At 67.2% G+C, this 15,362-nt stretch carries 12 protein-coding genes; 5 read left to right on the top strand and 7 right to left on the bottom strand.

The annotated features are described in order from the left end of the window. Positions 1–143 precede the first annotated feature (143 nt). The 5 genes from AC6LJ9_RS04725 to AC6LJ9_RS04705 form a co-directional block, all read right to left on the bottom strand. The gene (locus AC6LJ9_RS04725; RefSeq protein WP_498146619.1) at positions 144–551 is read right to left on the bottom strand and encodes a DoxX family protein; all 408 of its coding nucleotides are present in this window, start codon (positions 549–551) and stop codon (positions 144–146) included. A 183-nt stretch (positions 552–734) separates the two neighbouring features. Then, the gene (gene dbpA, locus AC6LJ9_RS04720; protein ID WP_392409992.1) at positions 735–2,123 is read right to left on the bottom strand and encodes an ATP-dependent RNA helicase DbpA; all 1,389 of its coding nucleotides are present in this window, start codon (positions 2,121–2,123) and stop codon (positions 735–737) included. A gap of 26 nt (positions 2,124–2,149) precedes the next feature. Beyond that, positions 2,150–2,569: a PIN domain-containing protein gene (locus AC6LJ9_RS04715; RefSeq protein ID WP_103274163.1), complete on the bottom strand. Its 420-nt coding sequence runs from the start codon at positions 2,567–2,569 to the stop codon at positions 2,150–2,152. Further along, entirely contained in the window at positions 2,566–2,820 is a 255-nt protein-coding gene (locus AC6LJ9_RS04710) for a FitA-like ribbon-helix-helix domain-containing protein (protein ID WP_103274164.1), read from the bottom strand. The genes AC6LJ9_RS04715 and AC6LJ9_RS04710 overlap by 4 nt, the downstream gene beginning before the upstream one ends. 104 nt (positions 2,821–2,924) lie before the next feature. Beyond that, complete coding sequence (locus tag AC6LJ9_RS04705) at positions 2,925–3,698, bottom strand: IclR family transcriptional regulator (protein WP_498146618.1); 774 nt, start codon at positions 3,696–3,698, stop codon at positions 2,925–2,927. 171 nt (positions 3,699–3,869) lie between these two features. On the opposite strand from AC6LJ9_RS04705, the gene xsc reads away from it, so the two are divergent. After that, a complete protein-coding gene (gene xsc, locus AC6LJ9_RS04700) occupies positions 3,870–5,681 on the top strand; it encodes a sulfoacetaldehyde acetyltransferase (RefSeq protein WP_498146617.1) in 1,812 nt (603 codons plus the stop codon). Between the two features lie 172 nt (positions 5,682–5,853). After that, entirely contained in the window at positions 5,854–6,774 is a 921-nt protein-coding gene (locus tag AC6LJ9_RS04695; RefSeq protein WP_212320901.1) for a bifunctional enoyl-CoA hydratase/phosphate acetyltransferase, read from the top strand. A gap of 12 nt (positions 6,775–6,786) precedes the next feature. On the opposite strand, the gene AC6LJ9_RS04690 is transcribed toward AC6LJ9_RS04695, so the two are convergent. Then, the gene (locus AC6LJ9_RS04690) at positions 6,787–7,659 is read right to left on the bottom strand and encodes a DUF4240 domain-containing protein (RefSeq protein ID WP_498146616.1); all 873 of its coding nucleotides are present in this window, start codon (positions 7,657–7,659) and stop codon (positions 6,787–6,789) included. 99 nt (positions 7,660–7,758) lie between these two features. Next, the gene (locus tag AC6LJ9_RS04685; protein ID WP_103274168.1) at positions 7,759–8,244 is read right to left on the bottom strand and encodes an Lrp/AsnC family transcriptional regulator; all 486 of its coding nucleotides are present in this window, start codon (positions 8,242–8,244) and stop codon (positions 7,759–7,761) included. Between the two features lie 98 nt (positions 8,245–8,342). Here AC6LJ9_RS04685 and AC6LJ9_RS04680 point away from each other — a divergent pair, with 98 nt between their 5' ends. The 3 genes from AC6LJ9_RS04680 (at position 8,343) to AC6LJ9_RS04670 (ending at position 15,351) form a co-directional block, all read left to right on the top strand. Next, positions 8,343–9,830: an aminotransferase class V-fold PLP-dependent enzyme gene (locus AC6LJ9_RS04680; RefSeq protein ID WP_498146615.1), complete on the top strand. Its 1,488-nt coding sequence runs from the start codon at positions 8,343–8,345 to the stop codon at positions 9,828–9,830. Positions 9,831–10,132: 302 nt separating this feature from the next. Then, the gene (locus tag AC6LJ9_RS04675) at positions 10,133–13,594 is read left to right on the top strand and encodes an autotransporter domain-containing protein (RefSeq protein WP_498146614.1); all 3,462 of its coding nucleotides are present in this window, start codon (positions 10,133–10,135) and stop codon (positions 13,592–13,594) included. Positions 13,595–13,776: 182 nt separating this feature from the next. After that, entirely contained in the window at positions 13,777–15,351 is a 1,575-nt protein-coding gene (locus tag AC6LJ9_RS04670) for an ABC transporter substrate-binding protein (RefSeq protein WP_498146613.1), read from the top strand. The last annotated feature ends 11 nt before the right edge of the window (positions 15,352–15,362 follow it).

The raw sequence follows: 15,362 nt of genomic DNA, 5'->3' as shown, positions 1-15,362 counted from the left end.
CGAATCCTGGAGAATGGCCGGATCACGATCAAACGCGCGGCGAGCACGATCCGAAAAGAACAAGGGCCGCCTGGCGGCGACCCTTGTTTCCATCAACCGGCGGCTCGCGCCGTCAGTCGTCATGCCGGACGATCACGCGCGCCTCAGTTCCAGCGCCCGCCGTTGCCCGCCAGGCTGAAGCGGCCCGCGCCCATGAAGGCGATGGCCAGCGCGGTGAACAGGAACATGCCTTGCAGTTCCAGCGCCCAGCCGCCGTTGTTGGTCAGGCTGGCGAGCTGGCCGGTGTGGGCCAGCAGGATGGCGACCACCATGTTGATGGCGATGATCAGGCCGCCCAGGCGGGTGTAGATGCCTACGATGATGAGCACCGGGGCCAGGATCTCGCCGATGTAGGCGCCATAGGCCAGAAAGCCCGGCAGGCCGTGCGAGGACAGCATGCCGGCGATGCCGCTGACGCCGCCGCCCGAGAGCTTGAACAGGCCGTGCAGCAGGATCAGGATGCCCAGGGTCAGGCGCAGGATCAGCTTGCCGGTGTCGTCGGATTTGATCATGTTGGGGTTCTCTTATTCAGATTGAGAAGAACAGTGGGCTGGTTGGAGCGCACCGCGAGCCTATGGTTCCTCTGTCCGGCCCCCTTTTTTCCCCGGGGGCCGGACAGGCGCGGCCATTATGGCAAAACCCGAGCAAATCCATCAAGCATTCGGCCAGCGCTCCCTGGGAGCGTTAACCAACGCTTACAGCTCTTCCAGGTAGCGCATGCGGAAGCGCTTGCCCTTGATGGCGCTGTTGGACAGGCGCGAGAACGCCTGCTTGGCGATGCGGCGGTCCAGCGCGACGTAGGTGTTGAACTCGGTGACGTTGATCTTGCCGACCTGCTCGAACGTCAGGCCGCCGTCGCCGGTCAGCGCGCCCAGCAGGTCGCCGGGCCGCAGCTTGTCCTTCTTGCCGCCCTGGATGCACAGCGTGACCATGGGCGCGCGCAGCGGGCGGTCGGCCTTGGGGCGCAGCGATTGCAGGTCGCCCCAGACCAGCGGGACGCCCTGGTACTGCTCGATCAGGGTGGCCCAGCGCATTTCGTCGGGCGAGCACAGGCTCAGCGCCAGGCCCTTCTGTTCGCCCCGGCCGCTGCGGCCGATGCGGTGGACGTGGACCTCGGTGTCCTTGGTCACGTCGACGTTGATGACGGCGCCCAGGTTCTGGATGTCCAGCCCGCGCGCGGCCACGTCGGTGGCGACCAGCACCGAGCAGCTGTTGTTGGCGAACTGGATCAGGATCTCGTCGCGCTCGCGCTGTTCCAGGTCGCCGTTCAGCGCCAGGGCGCTGACGCCTTGCTGGTTCAGGGCCTCGACCAGGTCGTGGCTGCGGATCTTGGTGTTGCAGAAGGCCAGCGTGGAAGCCGGCCGGAAATGCGCCAGCAGGCGGGCGACGGCGTCCAGGCGTTCCTCGGGCTTGATCTCGTAGAAGATCTGCTCGATGCGGCTGGCGTCGTGCTGGGCCTCGACCTTGACCTCGGCCGGATTGCGCAGGAAGCGGGCGGCCAGCTTGCGGATGTTGTCGGGGTAGGTGGCCGAGAACAGCAGGGTCTGGCGCTTGGTCGGGCAGTGCGAGGCGATGGCGACGATATCGTCGTAGAAGCCCATGTCGACCATGCGGTCGGCCTCGTCCAGCACCAGGGTGTTCAGGCCGGCCAGGTCCAGGCTGCCGCGCGCCAGGTGGTCCTGGATGCGGCCCGGCGTGCCGACCACGACGTGGGCGCCGTGGGCCAGCGACTCGGCCTGGGGGCGCACCGCGGCGCCGCCGCACAGGGTCAGCACCTTGATGTTGGAGATCTGGCGCGCCAGCCGGCGCAGTTCCTGCGCCACCTGGTCGGCCAGCTCGCGCGTGGGGCACAGCACCAGGCATTGCGGCGCCAGCCAGGGCGGGTTGATCTTCTGCAGCAGGCCCAGGCCGAAGGCGGCGGTCTTGCCGCTGCCGGTCTTGGCCTGGGCGATGAGGTCGCGGCCCTCGAGGATCAGGGGCAGGCTCTGTGCCTGGATGGGCGTCATCTGCGTGAAGCCCAGGCTTTCCAGGTTCTGGAGCAGGGCGGGGGCCAGGGGCAGGGAGGAGAAGGCGGTGTCGGTCACGATATTGGTCCGGTCACGGATGGAGGCTAGGACGCGTCCCAGGGATTGATGACGGCAATGCCCGCTGCCTGGAAGGGCGCGGCGTCGCGGGTGGCGACGGCGTATCCCCGGGCGGCGGCGATGGCGGCAATATAACCGTCCGCCATTGGCAGGCCCTTGCCGGCGGCGCGCGCCTTGATGGCCAGCGCCGCGTAGTGATGGGCGGCGTCGGCGTCGAAGGCCAGCACGCGCTCGCCGAACAGCGCGACGATGCCGTCGAAGACCATGCCCAGGCCGCGCTTGCGCCGGCCTTCGGGCAGGGCGCCGATGCCGTACATCATCTCGGCGAGCGTGACGCTGGACAGGTACAGGGTCTCGGCCACCTGGTCGTTCAACCAGGTCTTGACCGCCGGATGCGGCTCGGGCTTCATCGCTTCGGAGACGACGTTGGTGTCCAGGACGATCATGCGATTTTCATCGGCTTGGCGGGCTTGCGGTCGCGCGTGTCTTCCAGGACGGCGAAGTCCTCGTTGCGCAGGCCGGCCTTGCGGCCGAGTTCCGCCAGCAGGTCGCCCAGGCGCGGGCGCTGCTCGGCCTTCACCGCGTGTTCCAGGATCTCGCGCACTTCGGCCTCGGTGCTGCGGCCGTGGTTGGCCGCGCGCAGGCGCAGGGCGCGGTGGACTTCGTCGGGCACGTTTCGGACGGTCAGGATCGCCATTGTCAATCCCTTGAGATTGCAGTCAATGCTGTCAATTTTATGTTGATGCAGTCATCCAGGGCAAATCAGTTTCTGACAGGGCCGGGTTCAAGACAGGGGCGCGTTCAATCGCCCGGCAGCTGCGCATCCGCCTCATAGGTCCGCGCCAGCGCCGCCGCCGCCTGCTGCATGCGCGGCAGCCAGGCGCGGGCCGCGTCGATGGACAGGCGCGCCAGCGGCGCGTGCAGCGCCACGGCGGCCACGGCGCGATTGCCGTGCAGGATCGGCACGGCCATGCAGACGATGCCCAGCAGGTATTCCTCGCGGTCGAAGCTGGCGCCTTCCTTGCGGATGCTGCGGAATTCGGGATCCAGCGCCTGCATGTCGCACAGGGTGTTGGGCGTGTAGCGTGGCAGCGGCGCGGCGGCCAGCAGGCGTTCGCGCGCCTCGCGCCGCATGTGGGCCAGGAACAGCTTGCCGCTGGCGCTGCAGTGCAGCGGCACGCGCGAGCCGGGCTGCAGGTTGACGCGCAGCGGCCAGGCGGTCTCGACGCGGTCCAGGTAGACGACCTCATCGCCGTCCAGCATGGTGCAGTTGCAGGTCTCGCCGATCTCGTCGACCAGGCTGTCCAGGATGCGGTGGCGCTCGCCGCGCAGCGGCGAGTTGATCATGGCGTCGCGCGCCAGCGCGGCCAGCCGGGGGCCGCTGACGTAGCTCTTGCTGGCGGGCTCGCGCAGCAGCATGCCGGCGTCGGCCAGCCGCGACAGGATGCGCAGCACGGACGGCTTGGGCAGGCCGGAGGCCTCGGTCAGGGCGGCCAGCGACACCGGACGTTCGGATTGCGCCACCAATTCCAGCAGGGTGAGCGCGCGCAGCGCGGCGGAGGATTCGTCTTTCATCTTTCAAAAAATGAAGATCTGGCTTGTGGCGGTCCGCCCCGTGACGGATTTTGCGGAAAGTGGAACGAGGCGGGATGGGAATGACGGCGCTTCGGGTGCAGTATCGGCGTAGCCCGGCCGATATGCAATCCAGAATCCACCCGTCCAGCGCCGGCCCGCCAGGAGATAGACATGAGCAGCAAGCAACACATGACCCCCAGCGAAGCGTTTGTGGAAACCCTGGTCGCCCAGGGCGTGAAGGACGTCTTCGGCATCGTCGGCTCGGCCTTCATGGACGCGCTCGACCTGTTTCCGGCGGCGGGCATCCGCTTCGTGCCGACGGTGCACGAGCAGGGCGCGGCGCACATGGCCGACGGCTATTCGCGGGTGACGGGCCGGCACGGCGTCTGCATCGCGCAGAACGGTCCGGGCATCACCAATTTCGTGACGGGCGTGGCGGCGGCCTACTGGGCGCACAGCCCGGTGGTGGCGATCACGCCCGAGACCGGCACGTCCGGCATGGGCCTGGGCGGCTTCCAGGAAACCGAGCAGCTGCCGATCTTCTCGCGCATCACCAAGTACCAGGCGCACGTCAACCGCGCCGACCGCATGGCCGAGTTCACGGCCAAGGCCTTCGACAACGCCATGGCCGAGCGTGGCCCGGCGCAGCTGAACATTCCGCGCGACTATTTCTACGGCGAGATCGACGTGGCGATTCCCGAGCCGCGCCGCGTGCGTCGCGGTCCGGGCGCCGAGGAAGACCTGGAAGCGGCGGCCAGGCTGCTGGCCGAGGCGCGCTTTCCTGTGATCGTGGCCGGCGGCGGCGTGCTGTTCTCGGACGGGCAGGCCGAGTGCGTGGCGCTGGCCGAGCTGCTGGGCGCGCCGGTGGTGACCAGCTATCTGCACAACGACGCCTTCCCGTCGCGCCATCCGCTGTGGTGCGGCCCGCTGGGCTACCAGGGCGCCAAGGCCGGCATGAAGCTCCTGTCCGAGGCCGACGTGGTGCTGGCGCTGGGCACGCGGCTCGGGCCCTTCGGCACCTTGCCGCAGCACGGGCTGGATTACTGGCCCAAGAACGCCCGCATCATCCAGGTGGATGCCGACCATCGCATGCTGGGGCTGGTGCGTCCGGTATCGGTGGGCATCTGCGGCGACGCCAAGCCGGCGGCGGCCGCGCTGGCGGCCAAGCTGGCCGCGCGCGAACTGGCCTGCTCGGCCACGCTGAGCGCGCGCGCCGACCGCATCATTTCCGAGAAGAGCGCCTGGGAAAAGGAACTGGATGGCTGGTCGCACGAACGCGACGACTGGAGCCTGGACATCATCAGCCGGGGCGGCGGCCGCATGCATCCGCGCCGCATGCTGCGCGAGCTGGAACTGGCCATGCCCGAGCATGTGATGGTGTCCACCGACATCGGCAATATCTGCTCGGTGTCCAACAGCTATCTGCGCTTCGACGAACCGAATTCCATGCTGGCGGCCATGAGCTTCGGCAACTGCGGCTACGCGCTGCCGGCGCTGATCGGCGCCAAGCTGGGCCGGCCCGATCGTCCGGCCGTGGCCTATGTGGGCGATGGCGCCTGGTGCATGAGCTTCCAGGAACTGCTGACCTGCGTGCGCGAGCGCATTCCGGTGACGGCGGTGGTGTTCCACAACGGCCAGTGGGGCGCGGAAAAGAAGAACCAGGTGGACTTCTATGGTCGCCGTTTCGTCGGCAGCAATCTGCAGAACCCGAACTTCGCCGAGCTGGCGCGCGCGATGGGGGCGGAAGGCCTGCGGGTCGAGCACGCCGACCAGGTGGGCGACGCGCTGCGCGCGGCCTGCAAGGCGCAGTCCGAGGGCAAGACCACGGTGCTGGAGATGATGGTGAGCCAGGAACTGGGCGATCCATTCCGCCGCGACGCGCTCAAGCAGCCGGTGCGCTTCCTGCAGAAGTACCAGCCCTACGTCAACCAGCCTTTCGCGTCGGGGGAAACGCCGCTGTCGATCGAGCCGGCGGGACACTAGGCGCGAGGACGGGCGCGCGCCGGGGCCGGGTCCGGAAGTACGGATACGGTCTCGAGGATCCGGGAGCGGGGATCCGGCGCGGCCTGCCGATACGTCCGCGACAACGGGCCCGGCCGCGCGCCGGGCCGAGGCCAGCGCGCCGCGCGGGGCGGCGCCAGCAGGAGCGAGAAAGATGGCGAGCGATGGATTGTTCGCGCCACTGCGCGATGCCGCGCTGTCGGCGGGCCGGTTGCGCACGGCGGTGGCGTATCCCTTGTCCGCGTCCAGCCTGGGCGCGGCGGTCGAGGCGCGCGCCGCCGGCTATATCGAGCCGGTGCTGGTGGGGCCGCGCGCGCGCATCGCGCGGCTGCTGGAGGAATCGGGCCTGCCGGCCGGCGGGCTGGAGATCATCGACGCGCCTGACGACGAGCTGGAATCGGCGCGGGCCGCGGCGGCGCTGGCGCGCGATGGCGCCGTGGGCATGCTGATGAAGGGCAGCCTGCACAGCGACCATTTCATGGCGGCGGTGGTGGCGCGCGAGTCGGGCCTGCGCACGGCGCGGCGCATCAGCCATGCCTTCGTGATGTCGGTCGCGGCCTATCCCAAGCTGTTCATCCTGACGGACGCGGCGGTCAATATCGCGCCCACGCTGGCCGAGAAGGCCGACATCGCGCAGAATGCCATCGACCTGGCGCGCTCGCTGGGCGTGGACCGACCCAAGGTGGCGGTGCTGTGCGCGACGGAATCGGTGAACCCGTCCATGCCCGCCACGCTGGACGCGGCGGCCCTGTCCAAGATGGCCGACCGGATGCAGATACGCGGCGCGCTGGTGGACGGACCGCTGGCGCTGGACAACGCCATCTCGCGCGAGGCGGCGGAGCTGAAGGGCATCGCCTCGCCGGTGGCGGGGCAGGCCGACATCCTGCTGGCGCCCGATATCGAGGCCGGCAACATGCTCTACAAGGAATTGACCTGGCTGACCGGCGCCGGCGCGGCCGGGCTGGTGCTGGGCACGCGCGTGCCGGTCCTGCTGACCAGCCGCGCGGATTCAGTGCAGGCGCGGGTGGACAGCTGCGCGATCGCCGCCCTGCACGCGCGCGCCTCGGCGGCCTAGTGTGCGTCGGGGCTACTCGTCCCAGGCCAGCTTCTGCGGGGCCTCGAACATCGCCCGGTCGAAGTTCGCGGGCAGGCGGTGCAGCAGGTCCAGCAGGGCTTCGCGCGAGAATTCCTGGCCGTAGGAGGCCTTGTCGGCCTCGCAAGGCACTTCGGCCCAGTACAGGTTCTTGGCGGCGTCATGCAGGAGCTGGAAGCTCTGCCCCTGTTCGTTGACGATGCCCAGATAGTCGTCCAGATCGAGCAGGCACCAGAAGTAGTCGTCCAGCAGCCCGGCCAGCGTGACGCGGACGTTTTCCTCCGGCTCCACGTGGCGGGCGATGCCGGGATGCTGCTCGAAGCTGGCGTAGACGGTGTAGGCGGTCGGCGATGTGGCGGGGCGGCGCGCGGCGTCGCTGGCGGTGGACGCGGGCAGTTTGCCGGCGAACGGCGCCAGGCCTTCCTCCAGCGTCCAGACCGGGAAATCGTCCTCGTCGGCGCCGCTGGCCTGGCTCCAGGCCTCGCGCGCCACGTACAGCAACGATTCGCACCAGCTCGTGTCGGGATCGGCGTCCGCATCGTCGAACATCGCCGGCCAGCGCAGCGAGGCTTCGAACCACGCCTGTCCGCGCGCGACGGCATGGCAGGCGGCATAGAGCAGCGCGTCGTCGCCAAACGGTCCCGTCCTGGCGCGCGAGGCGGTCAGCAGGGCCGCGAGCCTGTCGGCCAGGCGCAGGGCAAAGGCAACGATGTCATCGGCGGGCAATTGGCTCAGCGCCACACGCAGCGGCTTCAGGCTCTCGTCGTCCTGCCCGGACAGCAGCAGCGGGCGGTCGACATGCGTCATCAGTTGCCAGAACCGGGCTTCGGGCATGGGGGCGGGCAGGGTGGTCATGGGGCGTGACATGAATGGCGATGCCGGATGATACCCAAAAGCCCCGCTGTCCTTGGCCTGGGCAGGACGGTCGGTCCGAGCCGCCTGGTGATGAGTGGCCGACCGCCCGGGTCAGCCTTCCAGCACACGCAGATCCGGCGGCCGGTTCTCGATGATCGCTTCCATGGCGAAGAACCCGGTCACCGTCGACAGCTCGAAATCCGTGATCAGCTTTTGATAGAAGCGGTCATAGCCCGCCATGCCCCGGCAGACCACCTTGATCAGGTAATCCCAGTCTCCGCCGATGCGATAGAACTCGGTGACTTCCGGCAGGCGCTCGACGTGCAGGCGGAACCCGTCGGCCCAGGCCTTGGCGTGGTGGCTGGTGCGGATCATGACGAACACCGTCAGGTCCAGGCCCAGCGCCACCAGGCTGACCTCGGCCCGCGTGCCGCGGATGATGCCGCAGGCATTCAAACGTTGCAGCCGGCGCCAGCAGGCGTTCTGCGACAGGCCCACCCGATCGGCCAGCTCGCGCTGGGACAAGGCGCCGTCTTTTTGCAGGCAGCTGATGATGCTGAGATCAAATTTATCTATTTTTTCCAATTTATCGTTCATTTGATCTGTATTTACTGGTTTTACTCAGAATATAGGTGATGTTTCATCATGATGTTCCATCGTATGATATTTCGCTATTTACCGGAACCCGCGCCACCATGTCTACCCCCATCGCGACCAGCCCCGCCAAGACCACCCCCTTGCAGCAGTTTCAAGAGAGCCTGAAAACCGGCGACGTCGCGGCGGCGCTCGCGGAAGGGCTCATCGGCAAGGATGCCGCCATCGACGGCCCGTTCGGCGCGAAGCCGCTGGTCTATGCCGATTACGTGGCGTCCGGCCGCGCCTTGATGCAGGTGGAACGCTTCATCCTTGAGCAAGTGCTGCCGTATTACGCCAACTCGCATACCGAAGCGTCCTATTGCGGCGGCTTCATCACCCGGCTGCGTCGCGAAGCGCGCGCCGCCATCGCCCGGTGCTGCGGCGCGGACGAAGCGCATGCGGTGATCTTCGCGGGTTCGGGCGCAACGGCCGGCATCAACCGGCTGGTCCATCTTCTTGGCGTGCGCGCGGCCCTCGCGGCGGGCCGGCAGGTCCGCGTGATCATCGGCCCGTATGAGCATCACTCGAACATCCTGCCCTGGCGCGAATGCGGCGCCGACGTCATCGAATTGGGGGAAAGCCCCGAAGGCGGACCGGACCTGGCCGAATTGGCCGCCGCATTGCAAGCGCCGGACGGCACGCTCGTCATCTGCGCGCTGTCGGCGGCCTCGAACGTGACGGGCATCGTCGCGGACGTCCCGGCCATCACGCGGCAGGTCAAGCGGTCAGGCGCGAAAATGCTGTGGGACTACGCCGGCGGCGCGCCGTACCTGTCCATCCAGATGTCGCCCGCCGCCGATGCGCAGATCGACGCCATCGTTTTCTCGCCGCACAAGTTCATCGGCGGTCCCGGCGCCTCGGGCGTGCTGATCGTCCGGCGCGACGCCGTGACCGAGACGACGCCGGCCTGGCCGGGCGGCGGCACCGTCAAGTTCGTGTCGCCGGCCGGCCACGATTACAGCGGCAGCCTGGAATCGCGCGAAGAGGCGGGCACCCCAAACGTCGTGGGCGATATCCGCGCCGCGCTGGTCCTGCTGGTGAAGGAAGCGCTGGGCGCCGACTTCATGCAACAACGCAACGCGCACTTCGTGCAGCGGGCGCTGGGCGCCTGGAAAGACGCCGGGCAACTGGAACTGCTGGGGTCGCTGACGGCCAACCGCCTGCCGGTATTTTCTTTCCGCGTGCGTGACGGCAAGGGCGGTTTCGTGCACCAGCAATTGGTCACGCGCATGCTGAGCGACCGATTCGGCATCCAGGCCCGGGGCGGCTGCGCATGCGCCGGGCCCTATGTCCATCGCCTGCTCGACATCGGCGAAGAGCAGTCCTTGCTCATGCGGCAGGCCATTCTTGACGGTCGCGAAATCGAAAAGCCCGGATTCGTCAGATTGAATTTCAGCGCGCTGCTGTCGGACGCCAAGGCCGATTTCATCCTGGCGTCGGTGCTGGAACTGGCCTCGGACGCGGCCGATTTCGAAGGCCTGTACGACTTCGATCCCAGCCGCGCCATCTTCTTTCCGAAAAACGCCGCGGTGGCCGCCGCGGCCTGATCCGTCTTTCTCTTGCGCGCCTCGGGCGCGGGTCCTGGGCGTCGCACTTGGCCGTGCACCGCGCCCGGAGAGCTTGCGCGCGCCCGCAAGTCATCGACCCGCTAGGGTTAACACGATCAGATGATTCCGGATTATCGAGACGAGTAATCGCTACGCACGCCCCGGTGCTAGCCTCGCATGCGCTGTTTCAAGGAAGTTCCATTTCGCATGCATGGCACCGACGGGAAGCGAGAGCGATGAAGAAAAAATCATGGGGAAGGACAGCACGTTCAGGGGTGCTGAAGGGAATATTCTGGACTGGCATGAGCGCGCAGTTGGCGGGCCCGTCCGTGATGGCGCAGAGTCCATCGATTCCGGGATCAGGGGTGTCGGGTTCTCCGTATGTAGAGCCGGGACAGCCCGGCAAGCCGGACAGCTGGAGAACGCCTGAATTCATGGAGGAATGGGGGCTGGGCGCGATGAATGCCGAGTACGCCTATGCCGCCGGCTATACGGGGAAGAACGCAGTCATCGGGGTGTTGGATTCCGGCTACTACGACAAGCATCCCGAGCTTGCGCCAAGCCGGTTTTCTCCCATCCTTGCGGCCGGCATACCGGGCGTGCTGAATGCCAGGAATGACACGCACGGCACCCGGGTGAGCGGAGTGATCGGGGCGTCTCGCGATGGCCTGGGCATGCATGGCGTGGCGCCGGATGCGAGGGTGCTTGTCGCCAATACCAATGCAAGCGATGGCTTCTTGTTTGGGGTGGCCGATCCCAAGTACCCGGCATCGGACGCCAAGTATCTCTCCGAGGTGTATGGCGCGCTGGCAAGAAGCGGCGTGCGCATCATCAGCAACAGCTGGGGCTCGCAGCCGCCGTCCGAAAAGTACGATACCTTGGCGAATGTGATCGATGCCTACCGCCAGCATGAAGAGGTGCGCGCCAAGTCGGGCGCGGGTTCATGGCTGGATGCCGCCGCCAAGGCGTCGCGTGGCGGCGTGGTGAATAATTTCAGTGCGGGTAACTCCGGTTATGGCAATGCCAGCATGCGCGGCGCCTATCCGTATTTTCACCCCGAGCTCGAAGGCAATTGGTTGACGACGACGGGCTATAGCCAGACGGTTGGGCAGGTCTACAACCAGTGTGGAATCGCGAAGTGGTGGTGCGTCATGGCGCCCACTGGGGTCGAATCCCCTTCATTCGACGGAAATGCCGCCAAGCCATCCCGTGCCAGCTACAAGAATTTCAATGGCACCTCGGCGGCCGCGCCGCATGCATCGGCCGCCCTGGGTCTGATCATGGAGCGGTTTCCGTACATGAGCAATGAGCAGGCCTTGATGGTGATGTTCACCACGGCGCGAAACATGGTGCCAGACCCAAGCCGTAGCGTTGCCTATGACAATACGCTGTATAGCGATGTCCGGCCGGCCATGGCTGGCTCCGCCAAGTATCCAAACGAATTCGGTGGTTGGGGGCTCGTGGACCTGCGCAAGGCCATGAACGGTCCCGCCCAGCTATTGGGCCGCACCGACTACAACCTGCCCAGCGGGCAGAAGGATACGTGGACCAACGATATTTCCCAGGATGCCATTGTCCAAAGGAAGAAAGAGGACCAGGCCGAGGTCAATGGCTGGCAGGCCAGGAAGGCGGGCATGCCGGGCGGGTATCCGGACGATAAGCAGCGCGCCTACTTCGACGGTTTGCGTCGTGACGCAATTACGACATTGCAAAAGCTCGCGACCGCCATCAAGACACAGAATTTCTCGTCCGAGTACCAGGCGGTTCAGGGCAATCCCGTCGCGGCTTCCGTGTTGTCTAAGCTCTTGGCGGGTACAGAATATGGCCAGTATCTGACAACCTACGCGGCGAATCCCTCGTACCCGTGGATTGCCGACAGCATCAGCCAGGAACTCCAGTCCGCGCTCAATGCCACGACGTTCGGCATTGCCGACGGCGATGTCGATGCGGCCAAGGCCGCCCTGCGATTCGAATACAAGATCACGGAAGCGCGCATCGCCCGGCTCACCAGCAAGCTGGCCGATCCCGCGGCCTACGAGGCGGGCCTGACCAAGAGCGGCGGCGGCACCTTGATCCTGGCCGGCAGGAATACCTACATGGGCGAGACGCGCGTCAACGGCGGCGAGCTGGTGATCGACGCGAATGGCTCCATCACTTCGCCTACGCTGGTCAACGCGACCGGCATGTTGACGGTGCAGGGTGTCAGCGCCGACATCACCCTGAATGGCGGAGCGGCGTCCGTCGACGGCGTCAGCGGCAAGGTAACGATCAATCAAGGCGGGATGCTGGGCGGCAATGGCAGGCTGCAAGCGCTGGCGGTCAATGCCGGCGGCACCGTATCGCCCGGCCATTCGGTGGGTGCCTTGCGGGTGGCCGGCGATGTCAGCTTCGCGCCGGGCTCGCGCTACGACGTCGAGATCAAGGCCGACGGCTCGGATTTCGACCGGATCATCGCCGGGGGCAAGGCCACGGTCACAGGCGGCGCGCTGGGCTTGCGGCTTGAATTCGCTCCCGGTCTGCTCGACCTGGCGCAGGCGCGGTCACTGAAGGGCCGCACTTTAGAGGTGCTGACGGCGGCAGGAGGGTTGACTGGCCGCTTTGACGTGGTCGAACCGAACTTCCTGTTCCTGGGGGCCGTGCCGAACTACGGCGCGCAAGGCCTGAGCTTGCGGCTGGATCGCAACGCGACTCCCTTCGCCAGCGTGGCCCGCACGCCGAACGAACGCCGGGTTGCCGCCGCGCTCGAGACGCTGGAGGCCGGCACGCCGCTCTATGAAAGCGTGCTGGGCCTGGCCAGCGCCGAACAGGCCAGCGGCGCGTTCCGGCAGCTTGCCGGCGAGATCTATCCGGCGACCCAGGCGGCGCTGATGCGCGACAGCCGCCTGCTGCGCGAGGCCGTCATCACGCAGCAACAGCGCGTCGGGATGGGGGACGGGCCGCGAGTCTGGGTCCAGCCGCTGGGGGCATGGAGCCGGGCCGGCAGCGGTGACGGGGTGGACGGCTACCGCAGCCGCGTCACCGGCTTTTGGGCGGGCGGCGACGCCAGCCTGACGCCGACGCTGCGCGCGGGGCTGGTGTCGGGTTATGGACGCAACCAGGTGCGCGTTCCGGGAATGAGCGCCTCGTCCGATGTGGACAGCTATCACCTGGGCGCCTATGCAAGCTGGCGGCCGGGCGCCTGGGGGCTGCTGCTGGGCACGGCGCATAGCTGGCACGATGGCAAGGTCAAGCGCAGCGTCGCCTATGAGGGCGCGTCGGATGAGCTGAAAGGCCGTTTCAGCGGCGATACCCAGCAGTTCTTCGCCGAAACGAGCTATCGCCGTTTCCTGGGCGAAACCACGGTGTTCGAACCCTATGCGGGCCTGGCCTATGTGAGCCAGCAGACGCATCGCAAGCGCGAGCGCGGCGGCGGCGCGGCGCTCGAGGACCGTGGCAGCAGGACGCATGCGGCGCTGTCCACGCTGGGATTGCGCGGCCAGACCGGCCTGGACATGGGCCGGGCCGGGCAGCTGAAGCTATCGGCGGGGCTGGGTTGGCAGCATTTGCTGACCGGCGCCACGCAGCAGGCGCGCCTGGGATTCGTGGCGGGCGGGGCGTCCTATCGCGTCGCGACCGCGGCGCTGGAGCGCAACAGCGCCTTGATCGACCTGGGGGCGGAGCTGGTGGTGAACGAGCGGTTCAGCGCCGGGCTGTCCTATGGCGGCCTGCTTGCCGGGAACGGCTCGGAACACGCGGTGCGCGGCAATCTGAACTGGAAGTTCTGACGGCTGACCCGGGGCGCTGTTGCATCAGCCAGCGCCCCGGGCGCGCCGTGCAATCTTTTACTGGCACCAACGACAGCGGCGTTTTGGTACTAAGCCCGGCTCCGGCCCGTGGCTACGCTTGACCCCAGGCCGTCGGCACGCACGAAGCGGCCGATGGACCACGATTCCAAGGGGGAAGCGACATGCGCAGCGCAAGACATATCCTGGCCGGCTTGCTTACCGCGTTCGCGCTCGGCTCGGCCGGCGCGGCGGAAACGCCCAAGACGGGCGGCACGCTGGTGATCGGCTCGACGCAGGTGCCGCGCCACCTGAACGGCGCGGTGCAGTCCGGCATCGCCACGGCGCTGCCCAGCGCGCAGCTCTTTGCCAGCCCGCTGCGCTTTGACGCCGACTGGAAGCCGCAGCCGTATCTGGCGGAATCCTGGGAGCTGTCGCCCGACGCGCGCACGCTGACGCTGCATCTGCGCAAGGACGCGCTGTTCCATGACGGCAAGCCGGTGACGTCCGGGGACGTGGCCTTCTCGGTCATGGCGGTCAAGCAGAACCATCCGTTCCAGACCATGCTGGCGCCGGTCGACAGCGTGGAGACGCCGGATCCCTACACGGCGGTGCTGCGCATGTCCCGGCCGCATCCGGCCATCCTGCTGGCCATGTCGCCGGCGCTGATGCCGGTGCTGCCCAAGCATGTCTACGGCGACGGCCAGGACCTGAAATCGCATCCGCGCAATTCGGCCGACATGGTTGGCTCGGGACCGTACCGGCTCAAGGAATTCAAGCCCGGCCAGGAAATCGTGCTGGAGCGCTTCGACAAGTTCTTCCTGCCCGGCAAGCCCTACCTGGACCGCGTGGTGGTCAAGATCAACCCCGACGCCACCAACCTGCTGATCGGCCTGGAGCGCGGCGATGTGCAGGTGCTGCCCTATATGAGCGAGCCGACGCTGCTGCGGCGCGCCAAGGACAATGCCGCGCTTTCGATGACCAGCCGTGGCTACGAAGGCATCGGCGCGCTGAGCTGGCTGGCCTTCAACACCGCGCGCAAGCCCTTCGACGACGCGCGGGTGCGCCAGGCCATCGCCTACGCCATCGACAAGAATTTCATCGCCAAGGCGCTGAACGGCGGTTTCGCCACGGTGGCCGACGGCCCCATCATCGCCACCAGCCCCTATGCCTCGGCCGACCTGAAGAAGTATCCGCTGGACTTGAAGCGCGCCGAGCAGCTGCTGGACGAGGCCGGCCTGAAGAAGGACGGCAAGGGCGAGCGCATGACGCTGACCGTGGACTACATGCCGGGCAGCGACGTGCAGGGCAAGAACGTGGCCGAATACCTGCGCAGCCAGCTCAAGAAGGTCGGCATCGCGGTGCAGGTGCGCGCCTCGCCGGATTTCCCGACCTGGGCCAAGCGCATCGCCAGCCATGATTTCGACCTGACCACGGACATCGTCTTCAACTGGGGCGACCCGGTGATCGGCGTGCACCGGACCTACCTGTCCAGCAACATCCGCGACATCGTCTGGACCAACACCCAGTCGTACAGGAACCCCAAGGTCGACGCGCTGCTGGAGCAGGCCGGCGTGGAAACCGACGAGGGCAAGCGCCGCGCGCTGTACGCCGAGTTCCAGAAACTGGTCACGGAAGACCTGCCGATCGACTTCCTGACCGTGATCCCGTACCACACCCTGGCTTCGCGCAAGGTCCACGGCCTGCCCGAAGGCATCTGGGGCGTGCTGTCGCCGCTGGACGAGACCTGGCTGCAATAAGGCCGAGGAGG

It is taken from the genome of Achromobacter sp. 1011811831 (assembly GCF_059760905.1).
The sequence above is the reverse complement of the archived record's forward strand: the minus strand, read 5'-3'. Positions and strand labels throughout refer to the sequence as shown.

Excerpts from the sequence above, each read along its gene's own strand:
- AC6LJ9_RS04725 (WP_498146619.1), bottom strand. The coding sequence starts at position 551 with ATGATCAAATCCGACGACACCGGCAAGCTGATCCTGCGCCTGACCCTG.
- AC6LJ9_RS04715 (WP_103274163.1), bottom strand. The coding sequence starts at position 2,569 with ATGATCGTCCTGGACACCAACGTCGTCTCCGAAGCGATGAAGCCCGAG.
- AC6LJ9_RS04710 (WP_103274164.1), bottom strand. The coding sequence starts at position 2,820 with ATGGCGATCCTGACCGTCCGAAACGTGCCCGACGAAGTCCACCGCGCC.
- AC6LJ9_RS04705 (WP_498146618.1), bottom strand. The coding sequence starts at position 3,698 with ATGAAAGACGAATCCTCCGCCGCGCTGCGCGCGCTCACCCTGCTGGAA.
- xsc (WP_498146617.1), top strand. The coding sequence starts at position 3,870 with ATGAGCAGCAAGCAACACATGACCCCCAGCGAAGCGTTTGTGGAAACC.
- AC6LJ9_RS04695 (WP_212320901.1), top strand. The coding sequence starts at position 5,854 with ATGGCGAGCGATGGATTGTTCGCGCCACTGCGCGATGCCGCGCTGTCG.
- AC6LJ9_RS04690 (WP_498146616.1), bottom strand. The coding sequence starts at position 7,659 with ATGTCACGCCCCATGACCACCCTGCCCGCCCCCATGCCCGAAGCCCGG.
- AC6LJ9_RS04685 (WP_103274168.1), bottom strand. The coding sequence starts at position 8,244 with ATGAACGATAAATTGGAAAAAATAGATAAATTTGATCTCAGCATCATC.
- AC6LJ9_RS04680 (WP_498146615.1), top strand. The coding sequence starts at position 8,343 with ATGTCTACCCCCATCGCGACCAGCCCCGCCAAGACCACCCCCTTGCAG.
- AC6LJ9_RS04675 (WP_498146614.1), top strand. The coding sequence starts at position 10,133 with ATGAGCGCGCAGTTGGCGGGCCCGTCCGTGATGGCGCAGAGTCCATCG.
- AC6LJ9_RS04670 (WP_498146613.1), top strand. The coding sequence starts at position 13,777 with ATGCGCAGCGCAAGACATATCCTGGCCGGCTTGCTTACCGCGTTCGCG.